Raw genomic sequence first — 15616 nt, 5'->3', positions numbered from 1 at the left:
TCCGACGTTTCGGATCACTGAGCACCAGACGGTATCGAGACTTATGACCGTTTGCAAGCAAAAGTCTGTCTTTCGCAGACTTAACTTCCCGAACTTGAATCTTGCATCGCTCAAACCCGCGAGAGGGGGAGCTGGTTGAATCGGCGTATGCGCAAGTCACACCGACCCAGCTCCCCCGTGACGGCTGGTGATCTGCTCGCCGTCATCCGGAGTCACGACGGGCTCACCCGAGCCGACATTGCGGCCCGCACCGGTCTGTCGCGCACCGCCGTCACCTCGCGCATAGCGGCCCTGCAGGACCGCAATCTCGTCACCGAAGTCGAGGACGGCGTGTCCACGGGCGGGCGTCCGCCGACCACCCTCGCGTTCAACGTCGACGCCGGCGTCGTCCTGGCTGCCGCTATAGGCCGCAGCCGCGTCCAGCTCGCCGTGTGCGATCTCGCGGCGGGTGTGCTGGCCGTCGACGGCCTCGAGCAGAACACCGACGTCGGACCGCACACGGTGGTGCCGCTTGCGGCCGAGCGGCTCACGCAGCTACTGGCGTCACTCGACCGCCGCCCCGCTGAGGTCTTGGGCGTGGGCGTGAGCATTCCGGGCACTGTCGATGCCGAACGCGGATGCAGCCGAAGCGCACTCATGATGCCCGGCTGGGACGGAGTCGAGCTGGCGCCGTTCTTCGCCGAGCTGACCGATGCGCCAGTGCTCGTCGACAACGACACCAACGTGATGGTCCTCGCCGAGGGCCACGGGCGGCTCGGCAAGTGCAACGACCTGCTGTTGCTGAAGGCGTCGACCGGGCTGGGTGCCGGCATCCGGGCGGGCGGGGCGCTGCAGCGCGGCGCCCTCGGCGCGGCCGGCGAAATCGGGCACACCAAGACCGTCGCCGCCGACGGCATGCCCTGCCGGTGCGGGGAGACCGGTTGCGTGGAAGCCGTCGCCGGAGGGTGGGCGCTGGTGCAGCAGCTGCGTGCCCGCGGCCGCGAGGTCGCCCACGTCCGCGACGTCGTGACCCTGTCCCTCGAAGGCGACAGCGAGGCGCGCCGGCTGATCCGCACGGCCGGCAGGCACATCGGCGAGGTGTTGGCCGGTGCGGTCAACCTGCTCAATCCCGCCGTCGTCGTGGTGGGCGGGGACATGGCGCCGGCCTACGACGACTTCGTGGCGGGCGTGCGGGAGACGCTCTACGGCGGCGCTATAGCGGTGGCCACCCGGGGTCTCGAGATTCTGCCGACCGAATTCGGCGACCGGTCGGGCGTCATCGGCAGCGCCACGTTGGCCGTCGACCATGTCCTGAGTCCCGCGTCGGTCGATCGGGACCTATCGAAGCGCTGAGGTCGCCCCGCAGCCTCGGGAGTTGAGTATCAACGCCCACGACCGCCCGCCGAACGGTCTCGCCAGGCCTCGAGCCCGAGGACCATCAGGTCGAGATCGAAGTCGAACTGAGCGGTATCCGACGGTTCGTGTTCGTGTTCCACGAGACGGCGGAGCGCAGCGAAGTCTCGAGTCGTGTCGACGTCGATCGCGGCAGCCAGGTCCACGAGCTGAGGGTGCCGCTCGAGCGGCTCCGACAAGATGACGTCCCGCGCGAAGCCCAGCGCGACGGTGAGCGCCATGGTCAGGGCCCGTGCCGCGGAGTTCTCATCGAAGCCGCTGCGGCGGAGGCTGCGCAGGAAGTGATCGACGGGCACGAGGCTCGACAGGTCGTCGGACGGCTCGAACCGGTAGTAGTCGATCAGTTTCCCCGCCGCGAGGTAGCTGTCCTTGGCCCACACCGCGAACGTACGAACGGTCGTCTGCCAGGGCTCGTCGTCGTCGAAGCTGTATTGCCCTGCAGCACGCGCGACCGTGTCCGCGGCCAGCAGCCGGAGAAGGCCCTCCCGGTCCGCGACGTGGTAGTGCACAGCATTCCTGTGGACACCCAGACGGTCGGCGATCACCTGCATGGTCAGCTGCTCGGGGTCGAGATCACGGGCAGCTTCGACGATCATCTGCCGGTCGATGCGCGGCGGACGCCCCCGCCTCCGGGCAGGCGCCGGACCGTCCTTCGGTGCAGCCATCGTCACTCCTTCTCACATCCCGCTCACGGTATCCAACGGCCGAATCCGGACGACACCGAACCGTGACACATCGACCCGCCCGTGATATTTATGTCATGCGACAGTAATTAATCTGCTGGTGGCCGAGCGTTCGATACTCCAGCGCGATCCGCCTGACGGGAGCATCGATGGGCCACGGCGACGTACATCGTCTTCATCACTCCCCGGTGTCGGGCGTGCCCCGGATCTCTCGGCAGCACGTTCGAGCCGGAGTGCGAGCGTGCGAAACAACCACGCCCGACCCGCGGCGGCGACCGGGCATTGCCCACTGCGATGACGTGAGTCCGCCCATCAAGCACTCCCCCAGAAGCTCCCCTCCACGCCGGAAGGCGGTTCCATGACGACTGAAACAACCGCGAACGAGGTTGACGAGCTCGACGACGTCTCCGTCCGCCACGAGCCCAAGACCAGAGCACTCCGCCGCTTCACGGGGGCATATGCACTGGGAACTCTCGGCACAACGCTGTTCTGGGGTGCTGCTGGAATGGTCCTGCTGCCTCTGCAGGTGCAGGGGCTCGAACTCCACCACTACTTCAATGGTGCGGACGCCGCCGTCGATCTCACCCAACTTGCCAACCTCAAACATCAGGTCGACGCCGGCGCCGTCGTACCGACCGCCGAGCAGGCGCGGCTCCTGGACCTGTACCGCCAATACGACACTGCGCGCGCATCGTCCCTGTCGGTGATCCACGCAGTGGCGGCGGCATGCACGTTGTTGCTGCAGCCGATCATCGGTGTCCTGTCGGACCACACCCATTCGCGGTGGGGCCGACGCGCACCGTGGATCGCAGCGGGCGCGGTCGCCGGCGCCGGACTCACCATCGCGATGCGATTCGCGCCGACCATCGGTGCGCTCGTCGTTCTCTGGTCGCTCGTGAGCCTCGCTGTCAACACCGTGGAGACACCGAGATCCGCGACGGTGGCCGATCGTGTTCCGGCGCAACGGATTGCAACTACCTCCGCGGTGACGGGCGTGATCGGCTACTTCGGCGCGATCGCCGCATCCTTCACCGCCGGCCAGTTGTTCGCCGCGATCGGGTTGGACGCGTACTACCCGTTGGCGATCGCGATGCTCCTGCTGTCGCTGCTGTTCGTCGTGATCGCACCCGACAGGTCGTCGAAGGACATGCCACGTCGCGCACTGCATATTCGCGCGGTGCTCGGCGCCTTCGTCTCGGCCCTACGCGACCGCGACTATCGGTGGGTATGGACTGCCAAGTTGCTGTTCGCCATCGGATACGCCATGGCGGGGACCTACGCCGTGTACATGCTGCAGAGCTACGTACGCCCTGCGTTGTCGGCTGACGATGCGGCACAAACCGCGCCCCTGCTCCAGATGTCGGCGCTGCCGCTCACCCTGATTGCGATGGTCGTCGCCGCCAGGTGGTCGGATCGGATCGGTCGCCGCAAGCCGTTCGTGATCGGAGCGTCGCTGGTCATGGCCGTCTCGTTCCTGATTCCCGTCGTCTGGCCGACGTTGCCGGCATTCTTCATCCAGGCGATCGTGGCCGGCCTGGGTTACGGAGCGTTCCTCGTCGTCGACCAGGCGCTGTTCATCGATGTTCTGCCGGACAAGCACTCCGCTGGACGCGACCTCGGCCTGGCACAGGGGGCCAACAACCTCGGCAACGCCATTGCTCCGGTGATCGCGGGCGGAATCATCGCCCTCGCAGCAGGCTCGTACAACCTGATCCTGCCGATGGGATGCGCCATCGTCGTGCTGGCAGCGCTCGCGATCCTGCCCGTCCGGCGCGCACGTTGACAGCCAACCTGGAATCTGCGACTGGCCCACGACATCCGAACTGCCGACACACATCGATAACGAAGAGGAACACATGGTGAACCCCACCGGCACCTACGAAGACACGGACATCGAGGCCGTTCTGCTCGAGCGCATCACGTCGATGTCGCTGGAGCAGAAGGTCCGGCTTCTGACCGGCGCATCAGCCTGGTCGCTCCACGACGATCCGTCGATCGGGTTGCGGACCATCATCGTCTCGGACGGCCCGACGGGTGTGCGCGGCCAGGCCCTGGACGATCGAGAGACATCGGCCAGCTTGCCGTCCGCGACCGCCATCGCCGCCAGTTGGGACCTCGATCTGGTCCAGCGACTCGGGCATCTGATCGCCGCGGAGGCACGCGACAAGAACGTCGACGTCGTCCTCGGACCAACCATCAATCTGCATCGCAGCCCGCGTGGCGGTCGGCACTTCGAGGCCTACAGCGAGGACCCGTGGTTGACCGGCAAGATCGGCGCCGCCTACGTGCGCGCGGTGCAGTCGTGCGGAATCGGTTCGACGGCAAAGCACTACGTTGCGAACGACAGCGAAACCGACCGGATGACCGTGGACGCCAGGGTCGACGAGCGGACTCTTCGTGAGGTGTACCTCGCTCCGTTCGAAGAACTTGTGGCAGAAGGCACCTGGCTGGTCATGTCTGCCTACAACGGGGTGAACGGGCACACGATGAGCGCCAGCCCGCTCCTCACCTCTCCCCTCAAGGACGAGTGGGGCTTCGACGGCGCCGTGATGTCGGACTGGGCTGCTGTCCACGAAGCGGTGCGGTCCGGTGCCGCCGGTCTCGACATCGTCATGCCTGGCCCGGATGGTCCGTGGGGCGCCGCACTCGTCGAAGCGGTGCGTGCTGGTCAGGTACCCGAGAGCGCCATCGACGACAAGGTGCACAGGCTGCTCCGACTCGCTGCACGTGTCGGCGCACTCGAGGGTGTCACGATCGACACGGGGGCTCCGGCCGAGTGGACGGACGCAGACGTGGCGGCGCTCCTCCGCGAGGCCGCGGCAGACGGAATGGTGTTGGTGCGCAACAACGGCATCCTCCCGTTGTCCGTCGAGAACACGTCGCGAGTGGCCGTACTCGGTCAGCACGCCCACCGAGCGCGCAGTCAGGGCGGCGGCTCGGCCACCGTGTTCCCGCGCTATGTGCACACCCCGCTGGAGGGCCTGCATGCCGCCTTCGGGGACTCCGCGGTCACCTACGCACCCGGCCTGCCACCGGTGGACGAGCTGATCGGGTTCGAGCGCGGCACCCTTGTCGACCCCGTGACGGGGGACGCCGGGATGCGGGTGCAGTACCTCGACGCGGAGGGAACGGAATTCGCCACCGAGATTGCACCCAGTGGCCGGGTGGGCTGGCTCGGCGATCCGCGCCTGGCTGACGCATCACTGGTCCGGCTGCATACCCGTTATACGGCACGAGAGACCGGTCACCACCGAATCGGATTCTCGGGCCTGGGAATGTTGCAGTTCCGGATCGACGGTGAGCTTGTCAGCGCCGATCCGGTGCTGCCTGAGAGCGACAACATGATCGTGGAGAGCCTGCAACCGCCGCGGCGCGTCTTCGATGTGACTCTCGAGGAGGGCCAGACGATCGAACTTCAGCTCGAGCTGACCCCGTACTTCCCGACGGGGCTCGCGTTCGCCGTGTTGACGCTCGGCTATGAGCAGGTCTTCGGAGACCCGGACGACGAATTCGCTCGCGCGGTGGAAGCTGCACGCTCTGCCGACATCGCCGTCGTCGTGGTGGGGACCACGGAGGCGATCGAATCCGAGGGGCACGACCGCCCGAATCTCGCGCTGCCCGACGGACAGGACGAACTTGTCCGCCGGGTTGCTGCGGCCAACCCACGCACCGTCGTCATCGTGAACTCCGGCGCTCCGGTGATCATGCCGTGGATCGACGAGGTGGCGGCCACGGTCGTCTCCTGGTTCCCGGGTGCGGAGTTCGGAACCGCGCTGGCCGACGTGCTCACCGGAGAGCGCGAACCCGGCGGTCGAATGCCCACCACCTGGCCGGCCCACGACGAAGACGTTCCGGTCTGGACCGTGGAACCGACCGACGGCAAGTTGGTCTACGGAGAGGGAGTCCACATCGGATACCGGGCATGGGCCCAGCGCGAAGCCCAGGGCGGCCCCGCTCCGGCTGTCCCGTTCGGATTTGGGCTCGGCTACACCGAATGGTCCGTCGGTGAGCCGACGGTCACCGGACTCGATCATCACGGCGGGGTCGTCGTTCGAACCGACATCACCAACGTGGGCCGGCGGCCTGGCAAGCACGTCCTGCAGGCATATGTGAGCCGGGTCGATCCGTCCGACATCGACTACCCCGCCATCTGGCTGGCCGGATTCCATGCCGCCCATGCCGATCCGGGTCAAGCGGTGGAAGCCGTCATCGAGATCGCAGAACGCAGCTTCGCCCACTGGTCCGTCGAGAACCACCGCTGGGAGGTCGAGCCGGGAAGCTACGCCGTCCGCCTCGGAACCTCTGCCGCGGACCTCGGTCCCGCCACACTGGTGACGATGCGGTCGAACGGATAGGTCCGGGGAAGAACCGACTGAACCACCAGCACGCACGCGGGCAGGGCGTTTACCGGATTCGACTCCGGTAAGCGCCCTCCTCCTATCCGTACGCGCCGCAGCGCGTGACCACGCGCCGCCCGTCGGACGTGCGCGACTTTGAATAGAACAAGGTTCCACATCGATCGAGGGAAATGACGTACTCTTCATTGAGTACTGAGACATAGACCACGATTCGAAGGTCGATTAGACGAGAACCCGATTCTTTACGACGGCACGAACGAACTGCTCGATCACTTCTGCGTGCATTTTTGGCACAGACCGCCATAACCGGCGGGCTGACTCAACAGATGGAGGTTTGCACATGACACGGCGGCTCGATGGGAAGACCGCGTACATCACGGGCGCAGGAAGTGGCATCGGCAAGGCCACTGCGTCGGTGATGGTGAGGGAAGGGGCGGCGGTCGCGGTCGTCGACGTCAACGGCGAGGCGGCGGAATCGGTCGCCGATCGGCTGCGGAGCGCCGGAGCGAAGGCCATTGCCCTTCAGGTGGATGTGAAGGACCCGGAGGCGGTCCGCGCCAGTTACGACGAGACGGTCGAGCGTCTGGGACGGCTGGATGTGTTGCACCTGAACGCTGCCGCCGGGAGTCCCGTCGACACCAACGTCGTCGACACCGACCTCTCGGTGTGGCAGGACGTGTTCGACGTCAACGTGATGGGTGTGGTGCACGGACTGAAGTTCGGCATCCCGAAGCTGCTCGAGCACGGGGGCGGCAGTATCGTCCTCACCTCGTCGATGGGCGGCGAGACGGGCGACCTCTTGAGGGCCTCGTACGGATCACTCAAAGCGACGGTGACCGCGATCACGAAGTACGTCTCTTCCTCGCACGGCCGAGCCGGGATCAACATCAACGCGGTCCTGCCCGGCCTGGTCCTCTCCGAGGGCGCGGCGGTGCAGTTCCCGAAACCGCTGGCCGACGCCGTCGTCAAGCACCAAACCACCGACCGCCTCACCCAGCCCGAGGACGTCGCGGAACTCGTTGCCTTCCTGGCCTCCGATGCCGCGATCGCCATCCGCGGACAGGCGATCGCCATCGATGCGGGCCACTCGGCGCAGGGCGCATCGTCGCCGACCCTGGCGGCTGCCATCCAAGAGCTGCAGGCCGCTCTGTAGGCGTGGGGATCGGGGCGTTCTCGGTTCGACAACGTCGTCGGGAACGCCCCCGCAGCGCAGCTGGACGCGACCAGGCCGGTCAGCGACGGATCAGATAGACGTCCATGATCCAGCCCTTGCGCTCACGCAGTTCGGCGCGCACGCGGACGATCTCGTCCTCGACCTCGCGCAGCCTGCCGGAGATCAGGACCTCGTCGGGCAGGCCGAGGTATGCGCCCCACCAGATCTCGGCGTCCTCGCCGGGCACGTGGGTGAAGCTGCACTCGGCGTCGAGCATCACCACCGCGGTGTCGACGCCGTCGGGCAGGCCGTCGCGCAGCCGCCGTCCGGTGGTGACGTGGACGGGCTCGCCGATGCGGTTGAGCACGATCCGGTGCTGCGCGGCGAGCGACTGGACGCTGGTGACGCCGGGGATCACCGAGTACTCGAAGCTCACGTTGCCGCGGGCGAGGACGCGCTCGACGATCCGCAGCGTGCTGTCGTAGAGCGACGGGTCGCCCCACACCAGGATCGCGCCGACGCCGTCCTCGGCCGCGAACTTCTCCTCGAACACCTGGGCGCGGCGGTCGTGCCAGTCGTCGACGACGGTGCCGTAGTCGGCCTGAGCGGAGCCTGCGGAGCGAACAGAAGGCACGTTCGTCCGCTCCCGCGGCGGGTCGACGATGTCGACGATCCGGTACTCGTGGTCCATGTGCTCGGACAGGATCGTGGTGCGCAGGTCCACCAGCTCCTGCTTCTCGTCGCCCTTGCCGATGACGAAGAACACGTCGGCCCGGTTCATGGCCTTGACGGCCTGGATCGTCACCTGGTCGGGGTCGCCGGCTCCGATGCCGATGACAAGCAGTTCACGCATGTTCGGCGAGGCTACCTGCCGGTGCCCGAGGCTAGGATGCGCGCCCACTAGACTGGCTGCCGTGCGCACCCCATACGAAGATCTGCTCCGCCTCGTCATGGACACCGGAACTGCCAAGGCGGACCGCACCGGAACCGGGACGCGCAGTGTCTTCGGGCACCAGATGCGCTGGGACCTCGCCGAGGGCTTCCCGCTGGTTACCACCAAGAAGGTGCACCTCAAGTCCATCGTCTACGAGCTGCTGTGGTTCCTGCGCGGCGAGTCCAACGTCAAGTGGCTGCAGGAGCACGGCGTCACCATCTGGGACGAGTGGGCCGACGCCGACGGCGAGCTGGGCCCGGTGTACGGCGTGCAGTGGCGCTCGTGGCCGACGCCGTCGGGCGAGCACATCGACCAGATCACCAAGGTCATCGAGACGCTGAGGACCAACCCGGACTCGCGGCGGATCATCGTCTCGGCGTGGAACGTCGCCGACCTCGACGCCATGGCGCTGCAGCCGTGCCACGCGTTCTTCCAGTTCTACGTCGCCGACGGCAAGCTCAGCTGCCAGCTGTACCAGCGCAGCGCCGACCTGTTCCTGGGCGTGCCGTTCAACATCGCCAGCTACGCGCTGCTCACCCACATGGTGGCGCAGCAGGCCGGCCTCGAGGTGGGCGACTTCATCTGGACCGGCGGCGACTGCCACATCTACGACAACCACGTCGAGCAGGTCACCGAGCAGCTCTCGCGTGAGCCGCTCCCCTACCCGACGCTGAAGCTGAACAAGCGCGACTCGATCTTCGACTACACCTTCGAGGACGTCGAGATCGTCGACTACCGGCACCACCCGGCGATCAAGGCGCCGGTGGCCGTCTGATGATCGGTCTGATCTGGGGCCAGACCACGGGCGGGGTGATCGGCCGCGACAACACCATCCCGTGGCGCATCCCCGAGGACATGGCCCACTTCAAGGACACCACCATGGGCCACCCAGTGGTGATGGGCCGTCTGACGTGGGACTCGCTCCCGCCCCGGTTCCGCCCGCTGCCGGGACGCCGGAACATCGTCGTCACCCGCCAGGCCGGGTGGGCGGCCGACGGCGTCGAGACCGCGCACGGGGTCGAGCAGGCACTCACGCTCGCGGGCGACACCGCCTGGGTCATCGGCGGCAGCCAGATCTACACGGCGGCAATGCCGTTCGCGGATCTGCTGTCGGTCACCGAGATCGACGCGGACGTCGACGGCGACGCGTTCGCCCCGACCATCGCCGACGAGTGGGTAGTGGGTGACAAGGGCGACTGGCGCATCTCCGAGGCGTCCGGTCTGCGGTACCGCTTCCTGACGTACGTGCGCGCCTGAGCGCGTGCCCGCCATCCCGGCTCGACCCGGCCGGTCGTTCCGCGGCCCGGCCACCGGCTTCACCGTGTCACCGACGGTCGAGCTGCGGTAGGACGGTTTCGCGGGCCAGGAGCATCACCGCGGCAGCAACGGGAATGGCAAGAAGCGCTCCGACGATTCCCAGGAGCGCGCCCCCGAGGAGAACCGCGACGACGGTGACAAGTGGCGGCACCCGCACCGTGCGGCCGATGATGCGGGGGACGAGCAGGTAGTCCTCGAGCAGTCGCAGTCCGATGAAGAACGCGACGGTCGCAACAGCGACGGTCAACGACACCGTCAACGCGACTAACGCGACGACGATACCGGCGAGGGTGGAGCCGACGACGGGGATCAAGTCGAGGACGGCCACCAGCACCGCGAGAAGCAGCGGATAGGGCACCCCGAACACGGTGAGCCAGACGAACGTGAGAATGGCCGTGATGAGGGAGATCAACAGATTCCCCAGGACGTAACCGCCGACTTTGGCGAGGATCTCATCCCCGATGAGAATCGTGCGTGGTCGCCGCGAGGCCGGCGCCAACCGGTAGAGCGATGCGCGGACCCGGTCGAAGTCCGCGAGGAGGTACGCGGTGAGGACGATGACGACGACGGTCCCGGTGATGGCGCTGAAGACGAACCTTCCCGCCCCGACGACCCCGCCGACGACGGTGGGCACCGACTCTCCGCCCACCGCCTTCTCGAGCTGGCCCTGCAGGTGGAAGCGGGCGTCGAGCTGGTCGATGACGGGATAGCGCAGCCGCAGGTCGTGGAGGTAATCCGGCGCGTGATGCACCAGGGTGGTGCCCTGGTCGATCATCGGGGGGATCGCAGCAGCCAGGAATCCGGCGATCAGCCCGAAAGCGATCGCGAATACGGCAGCCACCGCCAGCCAGCGCGGAAAACGATGGCGTACCAGCCACGAGACGGCAGGTTCGAGACCGATCGCCAGGAACGCCGCAATGGCGATGAGCACCAGAATCCCTCGAACCGCGATCACCATCTCGACCAGCACGTAGGTGACCACGACGCCCGCGGCCCCGGTCATTCCGATCATGAACGGGGAGCTGCGGTCGAAGCGAGGTCCCGGGGGGCCGAGCGGATGGTCCGTCGACCTGATCCGGGCCGCGTCCTGCTCCGCCGCGGCGATCTCCTCGCCCTCCGTTGGAGTGTGGGGCATCCCGCCGTTCTCCGGCACTACGATGCACCGCGCGATCGTCTACCGGTCCCGGTCAGGTCTTCGACCGGTGTCGCCACCCCGGTCGTGGTCCGGGTCACCGTCCGGATCGACCTCGTCCGCACGCTCGAACTGTTCGCCGAGTTCCTTTCTGGCGGAGGCAGCCTCATTACCGCGCGCGTCGGCCCGATGCTGCAGTCTTTCCGCCTCGGCGCGCTTCGCGTCCGCTTCCGCGGCGGCCGCACGGGCTTTCGCGGCGGTCTCGTCCGCCCGCGCCTCCTGTTCTCCGACCCGATGCGACTCCTCACGCGCGGCGCTGCGAAGGTCTTCTGCCTCGACACGGCGTTGCCGGGTACGTCGGCGCACCACCGCGGAGACGAGCGCGATCACGACCAGCACGATCACGAGCGCGACGACGATCCAGATGATGGTCGTGGTGGTGTCCATCTTCGGCTCCTCGAGACCTTGGTCAATCGACATCCGCCGGTTGCCTCCCACGGCCTGTTCGCGGCAGTCGGAGCATCCGGGACCGGCGTTATCGCGAGTTTTCCCGATAGCGAACGAGTTGAAACACACCGGACGCGGCGCTTCTGAGCGCCTCACTCGACCCCTCCCGACCCGCATCTGCGGGCGCAAGGGGGCTGTCGTGGGCCATACTTCAAAGGCAGTGTCCCGTTTCGTCCCGACGCATCGGAGTGGCATGTGATGGACAAGACCTCACTGACGGCCCTGGCCCGCCAGCAACTGAAGCTGGCGTCCACTTCGTCGAGCGGGCGCAGCTCGCAGACCGTGTTCGGCGGCCACCAGCGTCACCTGCGCCAGACCGTGATCGCGCTCGGCGCCGGCAAGAGTCTGGCCGAGCACGACAGCCCCGGTGAGGCGACGATCCTCGTGCTCAGCGGCAAGCTCGCCCTGATCTGCGGCGAGGATTCATGGAAGGGCTCGACCGGAGACATGCTGATCATTCCCGCGGCCCGGCACAGCGTCGAGGCACTCGAGGACGTCGCCTTCCTCCTCACGGTCGTCAAGTAGCGGTTCGACCACCTCGCCCGCCGCGACCACGCCGATCGACAGCAGTCCGTTCACGAACTCGCGCAGCGCACGCTCGTCGGCGGTGTCGACGCCGCCGTCGGTGGTGATGAGCGATGCCACCAGACGGAAGGCCCACTCGCTGACCACGCGCGGACCGGCGGCGGCGAACCGGTCGCCGGCGGCCATCCGTTCGAAGTGCGGAACCAGGAACTCAGCGCCGCGCTCGATGAGCGGAGCGGATCGCACCGTGAACCACGACAGCACGGTGGCCGGATCATCACGCAGCCCCTTCTGCAGCACCGGGTGCCGAGACGCGTAGCCGACCGCGAACACGATGCAGTCGACGAATCCGATGGGGAGCCGGTCCCGACGGCGCAGCACCGGATCGAGCACCGCGAAGAACCTCATGATCTCGCGTTGGAGAAGCGCGTCGAAGATCTGGGACTGGTCGCCGACGTACTTGTAGAGCGTCGGCCGGGACAGTCCGGCCCGTTCGGCGATCAACGCGTGCAGTCGTGCACCGTAACCGAACTCGATCAGGCACACCTCCGCGGCGTCGAGGATGCGTTCGCGAATCGCGGTGGGGCTCAGATCTTGTGCACGGGAACTCACGGCTGGTCAGTGTAGTGCCGAATCTACCTACCGGCCGGTTCTGTTTCTGCTCGTTTGCTGTGCCGGCCGATCACAGACACCGTTGACGTTCGCCCCCGGACGCGCTTACGTTCTAAGGGACACCGGCAGCACGCGCCGTGTCGAACCACGGCGTCGTTCCCGCCCCGCCGGCCCGCCGCGCGGGGTCCGCCCAGGAGGGACGGTCATGACGCAGACCGCGAAACCACACGGCCCGGAGCAGGTCGCGGACAGATTGCTCAAGGGCTCGGTCAAGCGCTCGTACGCCCCGGTCGTGGACATCGACTGGGACGCGCCGCTCGACGACGGCAAGTACTTCCTGCCGCCGCACATCCTGTCGCTGTACGGGACGCCGATGTGGGACTCGATGAGCGAGCAGCAGCGAATCGAGTTGTCCCGCCAGGAGTGCGCGAACATCCTCGGCGTCGGCACCTGGTTCGAGAACATCCTGAACCAGGCGCTGCTGCGGCACCTGCTGCACAACGACCCGGGTTCGCGACACACCCGCTACACCCTCACCGAGATGGGCGACGAGTGCCGGCACATGGCCATGTTCGGCCGCGCGATCGAACGCATGGGCGCCAAGCCCTTCCAGCTGCGCTGGTATCAGGCGACCGCAGTGAACCTGCTGCCCAGGGCATTCCGCGGCACGATGCTGTGGGTGGCCGCACTGATCGGCGAGGAGATCTTCGACGCCACCCAGCGCCGCGTCGTGGACGACCCGCAGCTGCAGCCCCTGATCGCGCGGTTGATGCGGATCCATGTCACCGAGGAGGCCCGGCACATCCAGTTCGCGCGGGCCGGGGTGCTGCGGCGGATGGCCCGGACCCACCGCGTCGAGAAGATCTGGGTGGGCACCGCCCAGGGCCTCGGCGGCCTGCTGCTCGAGCGGCTGTTCACGAACCCGGCCATGTACCGGCGGGCGGGACTCGACGCGCGGGAGGCCCGACGGCAGGCCCGGGCGAACCCGTACTTCCGCGAGAACCAGCGCCGCGGCTTCGCCGGTCTCGCAGAGTTTCTCGAGGACACCGGGCTGATGCGCCGCAGCTCCCGGGCGATGTGGCGTCGGGCGGGATTCCTGTGACCGGCCTCGAGACCGCACGGGTCGCGATCGTCGGCACCGGGTTCTCGGGCCTGTGTATGGCGATCCGGTTGAAGGAGGCGGGAATCGACGACTTCGTGATTCTGGAGAAGGCATCCGAGGTCGGCGGGACGTGGCGCGAGAACACCTATCCGGGCTGCGGGTGCGACGTGATGTCGCTGATGTACTCGTTCTCGTTCGCCCCGAACCGGCGGTGGACCCGGATGTACGCGCGGCAACCCGAGATCCTCGACTACATCCGGCGGATCGTCGACGACTACGACCTTGCCCCGCACATCCGCTTCGACTCCGAGGTGGTGGCGTACGACTTCGACGAATCCGACGACCGCTGGACCGTCCGCACCAGCGGCGGGGACGCGTACCGTGCGCGGATCGTCGTGGCCGGGCCGGGGCCGCTGCACAAGCCCAGCATCCCGGACTTCCCCGGCCGGGAACGCTTCACGGGCACGGCTTTCCACTCCGCGGAGTGGGACCACTCGGTCGACCTGGCGGGCAAGCGGGTGGCGGTGATCGGGACGGGCGCCGGCGCGGTCCAGTTCGTGCCCGAGATCGCGAAGGCGGCCGCACACGTCGACGTCTTCCAGCGCACCGCGCACTGGATCGTCCCGAAACTCGATCGGCCGATCACCCCGACCGAGAAGCGCCTGTTCCGCACTGTCCCCGGCAGCCAGAAGGCGTACCGCGGCGCGATCTACTGGAGCCACGAGTCGCTGATCGCCGGCTTCATGCATCCGCGTCTGATGACGGTACTCGAACGCGTCGCCCGCGGGCTGCTGCGGCGTCAGGTGCCGGACCCGGGACTGCGCGCGGCCCTGACGCCGGACTACACGATCGGATGCAAGCGAATCCTGTTGTCCAGCAACTACTATCCGGCTCTGCAACGCGACGACGTGGACCTCGTCACCGCGCGCATCGACGGGTTCACCGAGACCGGCATCCGCACCGCCGACGGTGTCGAGCGCGCCGCCGACGTCGTCGTGTACGGCACCGGCTTCGCGATCGAGGACCGTTTCGAGACCGACCACATCGTCGGCCGGGGTGGACTGACCATCCAGGAGGCCTGGCGCGGCGGCATGGAGGCGTACCTCGGGACGGCTGTGAGCGGCTTCCCGAACTTCTTCCTCATGATGGGCCCCAACTCGGGCGGCGGGAACCAGTCCATCGTGTTCGTGATCGAGGCGCAGGCGCGCTACGTCCTCGAGTGCCTGCGGATGATGGACCGGCAGGGTGCCACCCGCATCGAGGTGCGGGCAGGCACCCAGCGGGAATTCAACCGTCGGATCCACCGGAAGCTCGAGCGGTCGGTGTGGAACTCCGGCGGCTGCGACAGTTGGTACCTCGACCGGACCGGGCGCAACCGCGCGGCGTGGCCCGGGTCGAGCGTGTCGTACTGGCTACGGACGCGACACCCGGACGTCGGCGCGTTCGACCTGAGCAACGCGGCCGAACGCGACGAGGAGGACTACCGCGGGCCCGCGGTGCTCGAGGGCAGCGGCGGCCGGAGGCTGGACGTCGACGTGCACCTGACCGGGCACATGGACCCCCTCGACGGGCGCTACCACTGGTACGGCCGGGTCGGCGGCGACGAGCGCATCGCGGAACTGAAGCGCCCGGACGCCGGGGTGCCCACCCTCAGGATCGGCGAGGGTCGCGCCGTAGACGCGACCCTCGCCGAACGAGACCCGTGGGGGCATTTCCGGATCACCGGAGTCGGCACACCACCGTTCTCCCTCGACCACCTGGTGATCTGACGCGGACCCCACGGAAGGGAGTCCGGCGTCAACCCCCTCCCCCGAGGATCGACGCCGGACGGTCACGTGCCGTGAGGGGGCCACCACGATCCCACTCACGACAGCGTCACCGAATGCATCGGGAGCCGGGTA

At 67.6% G+C, this 15616-nt stretch carries 14 protein-coding genes; 9 read left to right on the top strand and 5 right to left on the bottom strand.

Annotated features, from left to right (window positions below):
- The first annotated feature begins 147 nt into the window (after positions 1-147).
- Complete coding sequence (locus tag ABTV10_RS05900; RefSeq protein ID WP_499033192.1) at positions 148-1332, top strand: ROK family transcriptional regulator; 1185 nt, start codon at positions 148-150, stop codon at positions 1330-1332.
- A 29-nt stretch (positions 1333-1361) separates the two neighbouring features.
- Here the strand turns inward: ABTV10_RS05900 and ABTV10_RS05895 are convergent, their stop codons facing one another.
- Positions 1362-2057 carry a hypothetical protein gene (locus tag ABTV10_RS05895; RefSeq protein WP_499033190.1) on the bottom strand — a complete coding sequence of 232 codons (696 nt, stop codon included), beginning with the start codon at positions 2055-2057 and terminating at the stop codon, positions 1362-1364.
- Positions 2058-2433: 376 nt separating this feature from the next.
- Between ABTV10_RS05895 and ABTV10_RS05890 the strand changes: the two genes are divergently transcribed.
- The 3 genes from ABTV10_RS05890 to ABTV10_RS05880 all read left to right on the top strand — a co-directional run bounded on the left by ABTV10_RS05890 (position 2434) and on the right by ABTV10_RS05880 (position 7586).
- Positions 2434-3858, top strand: a complete 1425-nt coding sequence (locus ABTV10_RS05890) for an MFS transporter (protein WP_499033188.1) — start codon at positions 2434-2436, stop codon at positions 3856-3858.
- A gap of 73 nt (positions 3859-3931) precedes the next feature.
- Complete coding sequence (locus ABTV10_RS05885; RefSeq protein ID WP_499033187.1) at positions 3932-6430, top strand: beta-glucosidase family protein; 2499 nt, start codon at positions 3932-3934, stop codon at positions 6428-6430.
- A gap of 343 nt (positions 6431-6773) precedes the next feature.
- Entirely contained in the window at positions 6774-7586 is an 813-nt protein-coding gene (locus tag ABTV10_RS05880) for an SDR family NAD(P)-dependent oxidoreductase (RefSeq protein WP_499033186.1), read from the top strand.
- A gap of 79 nt (positions 7587-7665) precedes the next feature.
- Here the strand turns inward: ABTV10_RS05880 and cobF are convergent, their stop codons facing one another.
- Positions 7666-8439, bottom strand: coding sequence for a precorrin-6A synthase (deacetylating) (cobF, locus tag ABTV10_RS05875; RefSeq protein WP_499033184.1), 774 nt, complete (start codon positions 8437-8439; stop codon positions 7666-7668).
- 97 nt (positions 8440-8536) lie between these two features.
- On the opposite strand from cobF, the gene ABTV10_RS05870 reads away from it, so the two are divergent.
- Both ABTV10_RS05870 and ABTV10_RS05865 read left to right on the top strand, forming a co-directional pair.
- A complete protein-coding gene (locus tag ABTV10_RS05870; RefSeq protein WP_499035142.1) occupies positions 8537-9295 on the top strand; it encodes a thymidylate synthase in 759 nt (252 codons plus the stop codon).
- Positions 9295-9777 carry a dihydrofolate reductase gene (locus ABTV10_RS05865; RefSeq protein WP_499033182.1) on the top strand — a complete coding sequence of 161 codons (483 nt, stop codon included), beginning with the start codon at positions 9295-9297 and terminating at the stop codon, positions 9775-9777. Before ABTV10_RS05870 ends, ABTV10_RS05865 begins: the two co-directional genes overlap by 1 nt.
- 67 nt (positions 9778-9844) lie before the next feature.
- On the opposite strand, the gene ABTV10_RS05860 is transcribed toward ABTV10_RS05865, so the two are convergent.
- Complete coding sequence (locus tag ABTV10_RS05860; RefSeq protein WP_499033180.1) at positions 9845-10972, bottom strand: AI-2E family transporter; 1128 nt, start codon at positions 10970-10972, stop codon at positions 9845-9847.
- Between the two features lie 39 nt (positions 10973-11011).
- On the bottom strand, positions 11012-11416 hold the full coding sequence (locus ABTV10_RS05855; RefSeq protein ID WP_499033179.1) for a hypothetical protein: 405 nt from the start codon (positions 11414-11416) through the stop codon (positions 11012-11014).
- Between the two features lie 258 nt (positions 11417-11674).
- On the opposite strand from ABTV10_RS05855, the gene ABTV10_RS05850 reads away from it, so the two are divergent.
- Complete coding sequence (locus ABTV10_RS05850) at positions 11675-12001, top strand: cupin domain-containing protein (protein WP_433610643.1); 327 nt, start codon at positions 11675-11677, stop codon at positions 11999-12001.
- Here ABTV10_RS05850 and ABTV10_RS05845 read toward each other — a convergent pair.
- Positions 11900-12613 carry a TetR/AcrR family transcriptional regulator gene (locus ABTV10_RS05845; RefSeq protein ID WP_499033176.1) on the bottom strand — a complete coding sequence of 238 codons (714 nt, stop codon included), beginning with the start codon at positions 12611-12613 and terminating at the stop codon, positions 11900-11902. The genes ABTV10_RS05850 and ABTV10_RS05845 overlap by 102 nt on opposite strands.
- 205 nt (positions 12614-12818) lie before the next feature.
- Here ABTV10_RS05845 and ABTV10_RS05840 point away from each other — a divergent pair, with 205 nt between their 5' ends.
- Positions 12819-13715, top strand: coding sequence for an AurF N-oxygenase family protein (locus ABTV10_RS05840; RefSeq protein ID WP_499033174.1), 897 nt, complete (start codon positions 12819-12821; stop codon positions 13713-13715).
- A complete protein-coding gene (locus tag ABTV10_RS05835) occupies positions 13712-15484 on the top strand; it encodes a DUF4873 domain-containing protein (protein ID WP_499033172.1) in 1773 nt (590 codons plus the stop codon). The genes ABTV10_RS05840 and ABTV10_RS05835 overlap by 4 nt, the downstream gene beginning before the upstream one ends.
- Positions 15485-15616 lie beyond the last annotated feature (132 nt).

Origin of the sequence: Paraburkholderia sp. RHO2 (assembly GCF_050955445.1) — a bacterium.
Lineage (GTDB): Bacteria > Actinomycetota > Actinomycetes > Mycobacteriales > Mycobacteriaceae > Prescottella > Prescottella agglutinans_A.
Note: the sequence above shows the minus strand (reverse complement) of the source record. Positions and strands in the feature narration are given on the sequence as shown.

Bases quoted from the DNA above. Each gene is read 5' to 3' on its own strand.
- ABTV10_RS05900 (WP_499033192.1), top strand. From the start codon at position 148: ATGCGCAAGTCACACCGACCCAGCTCCCCCGTGACGGCTGGTGATCTG.
- ABTV10_RS05895 (WP_499033190.1), bottom strand. From the start codon at position 2,057: ATGGCTGCACCGAAGGACGGTCCGGCGCCTGCCCGGAGGCGGGGGCGT.
- ABTV10_RS05890 (WP_499033188.1), top strand. From the start codon at position 2,434: ATGACGACTGAAACAACCGCGAACGAGGTTGACGAGCTCGACGACGTC.
- ABTV10_RS05885 (WP_499033187.1), top strand. From the start codon at position 3,932: ATGGTGAACCCCACCGGCACCTACGAAGACACGGACATCGAGGCCGTT.
- ABTV10_RS05880 (WP_499033186.1), top strand. From the start codon at position 6,774: ATGACACGGCGGCTCGATGGGAAGACCGCGTACATCACGGGCGCAGGA.
- cobF (WP_499033184.1), bottom strand. From the start codon at position 8,439: ATGCGTGAACTGCTTGTCATCGGCATCGGAGCCGGCGACCCCGACCAG.
- ABTV10_RS05870 (WP_499035142.1), top strand. From the start codon at position 8,537: ATGGACACCGGAACTGCCAAGGCGGACCGCACCGGAACCGGGACGCGC.
- ABTV10_RS05865 (WP_499033182.1), top strand. From the start codon at position 9,295: ATGATCGGTCTGATCTGGGGCCAGACCACGGGCGGGGTGATCGGCCGC.
- ABTV10_RS05860 (WP_499033180.1), bottom strand. From the start codon at position 10,972: ATGCCCCACACTCCAACGGAGGGCGAGGAGATCGCCGCGGCGGAGCAG.
- ABTV10_RS05855 (WP_499033179.1), bottom strand. From the start codon at position 11,416: ATGGACACCACCACGACCATCATCTGGATCGTCGTCGCGCTCGTGATC.
- ABTV10_RS05850 (WP_433610643.1), top strand. From the start codon at position 11,675: ATGGACAAGACCTCACTGACGGCCCTGGCCCGCCAGCAACTGAAGCTG.
- ABTV10_RS05840 (WP_499033174.1), top strand. From the start codon at position 12,819: ATGACGCAGACCGCGAAACCACACGGCCCGGAGCAGGTCGCGGACAGA.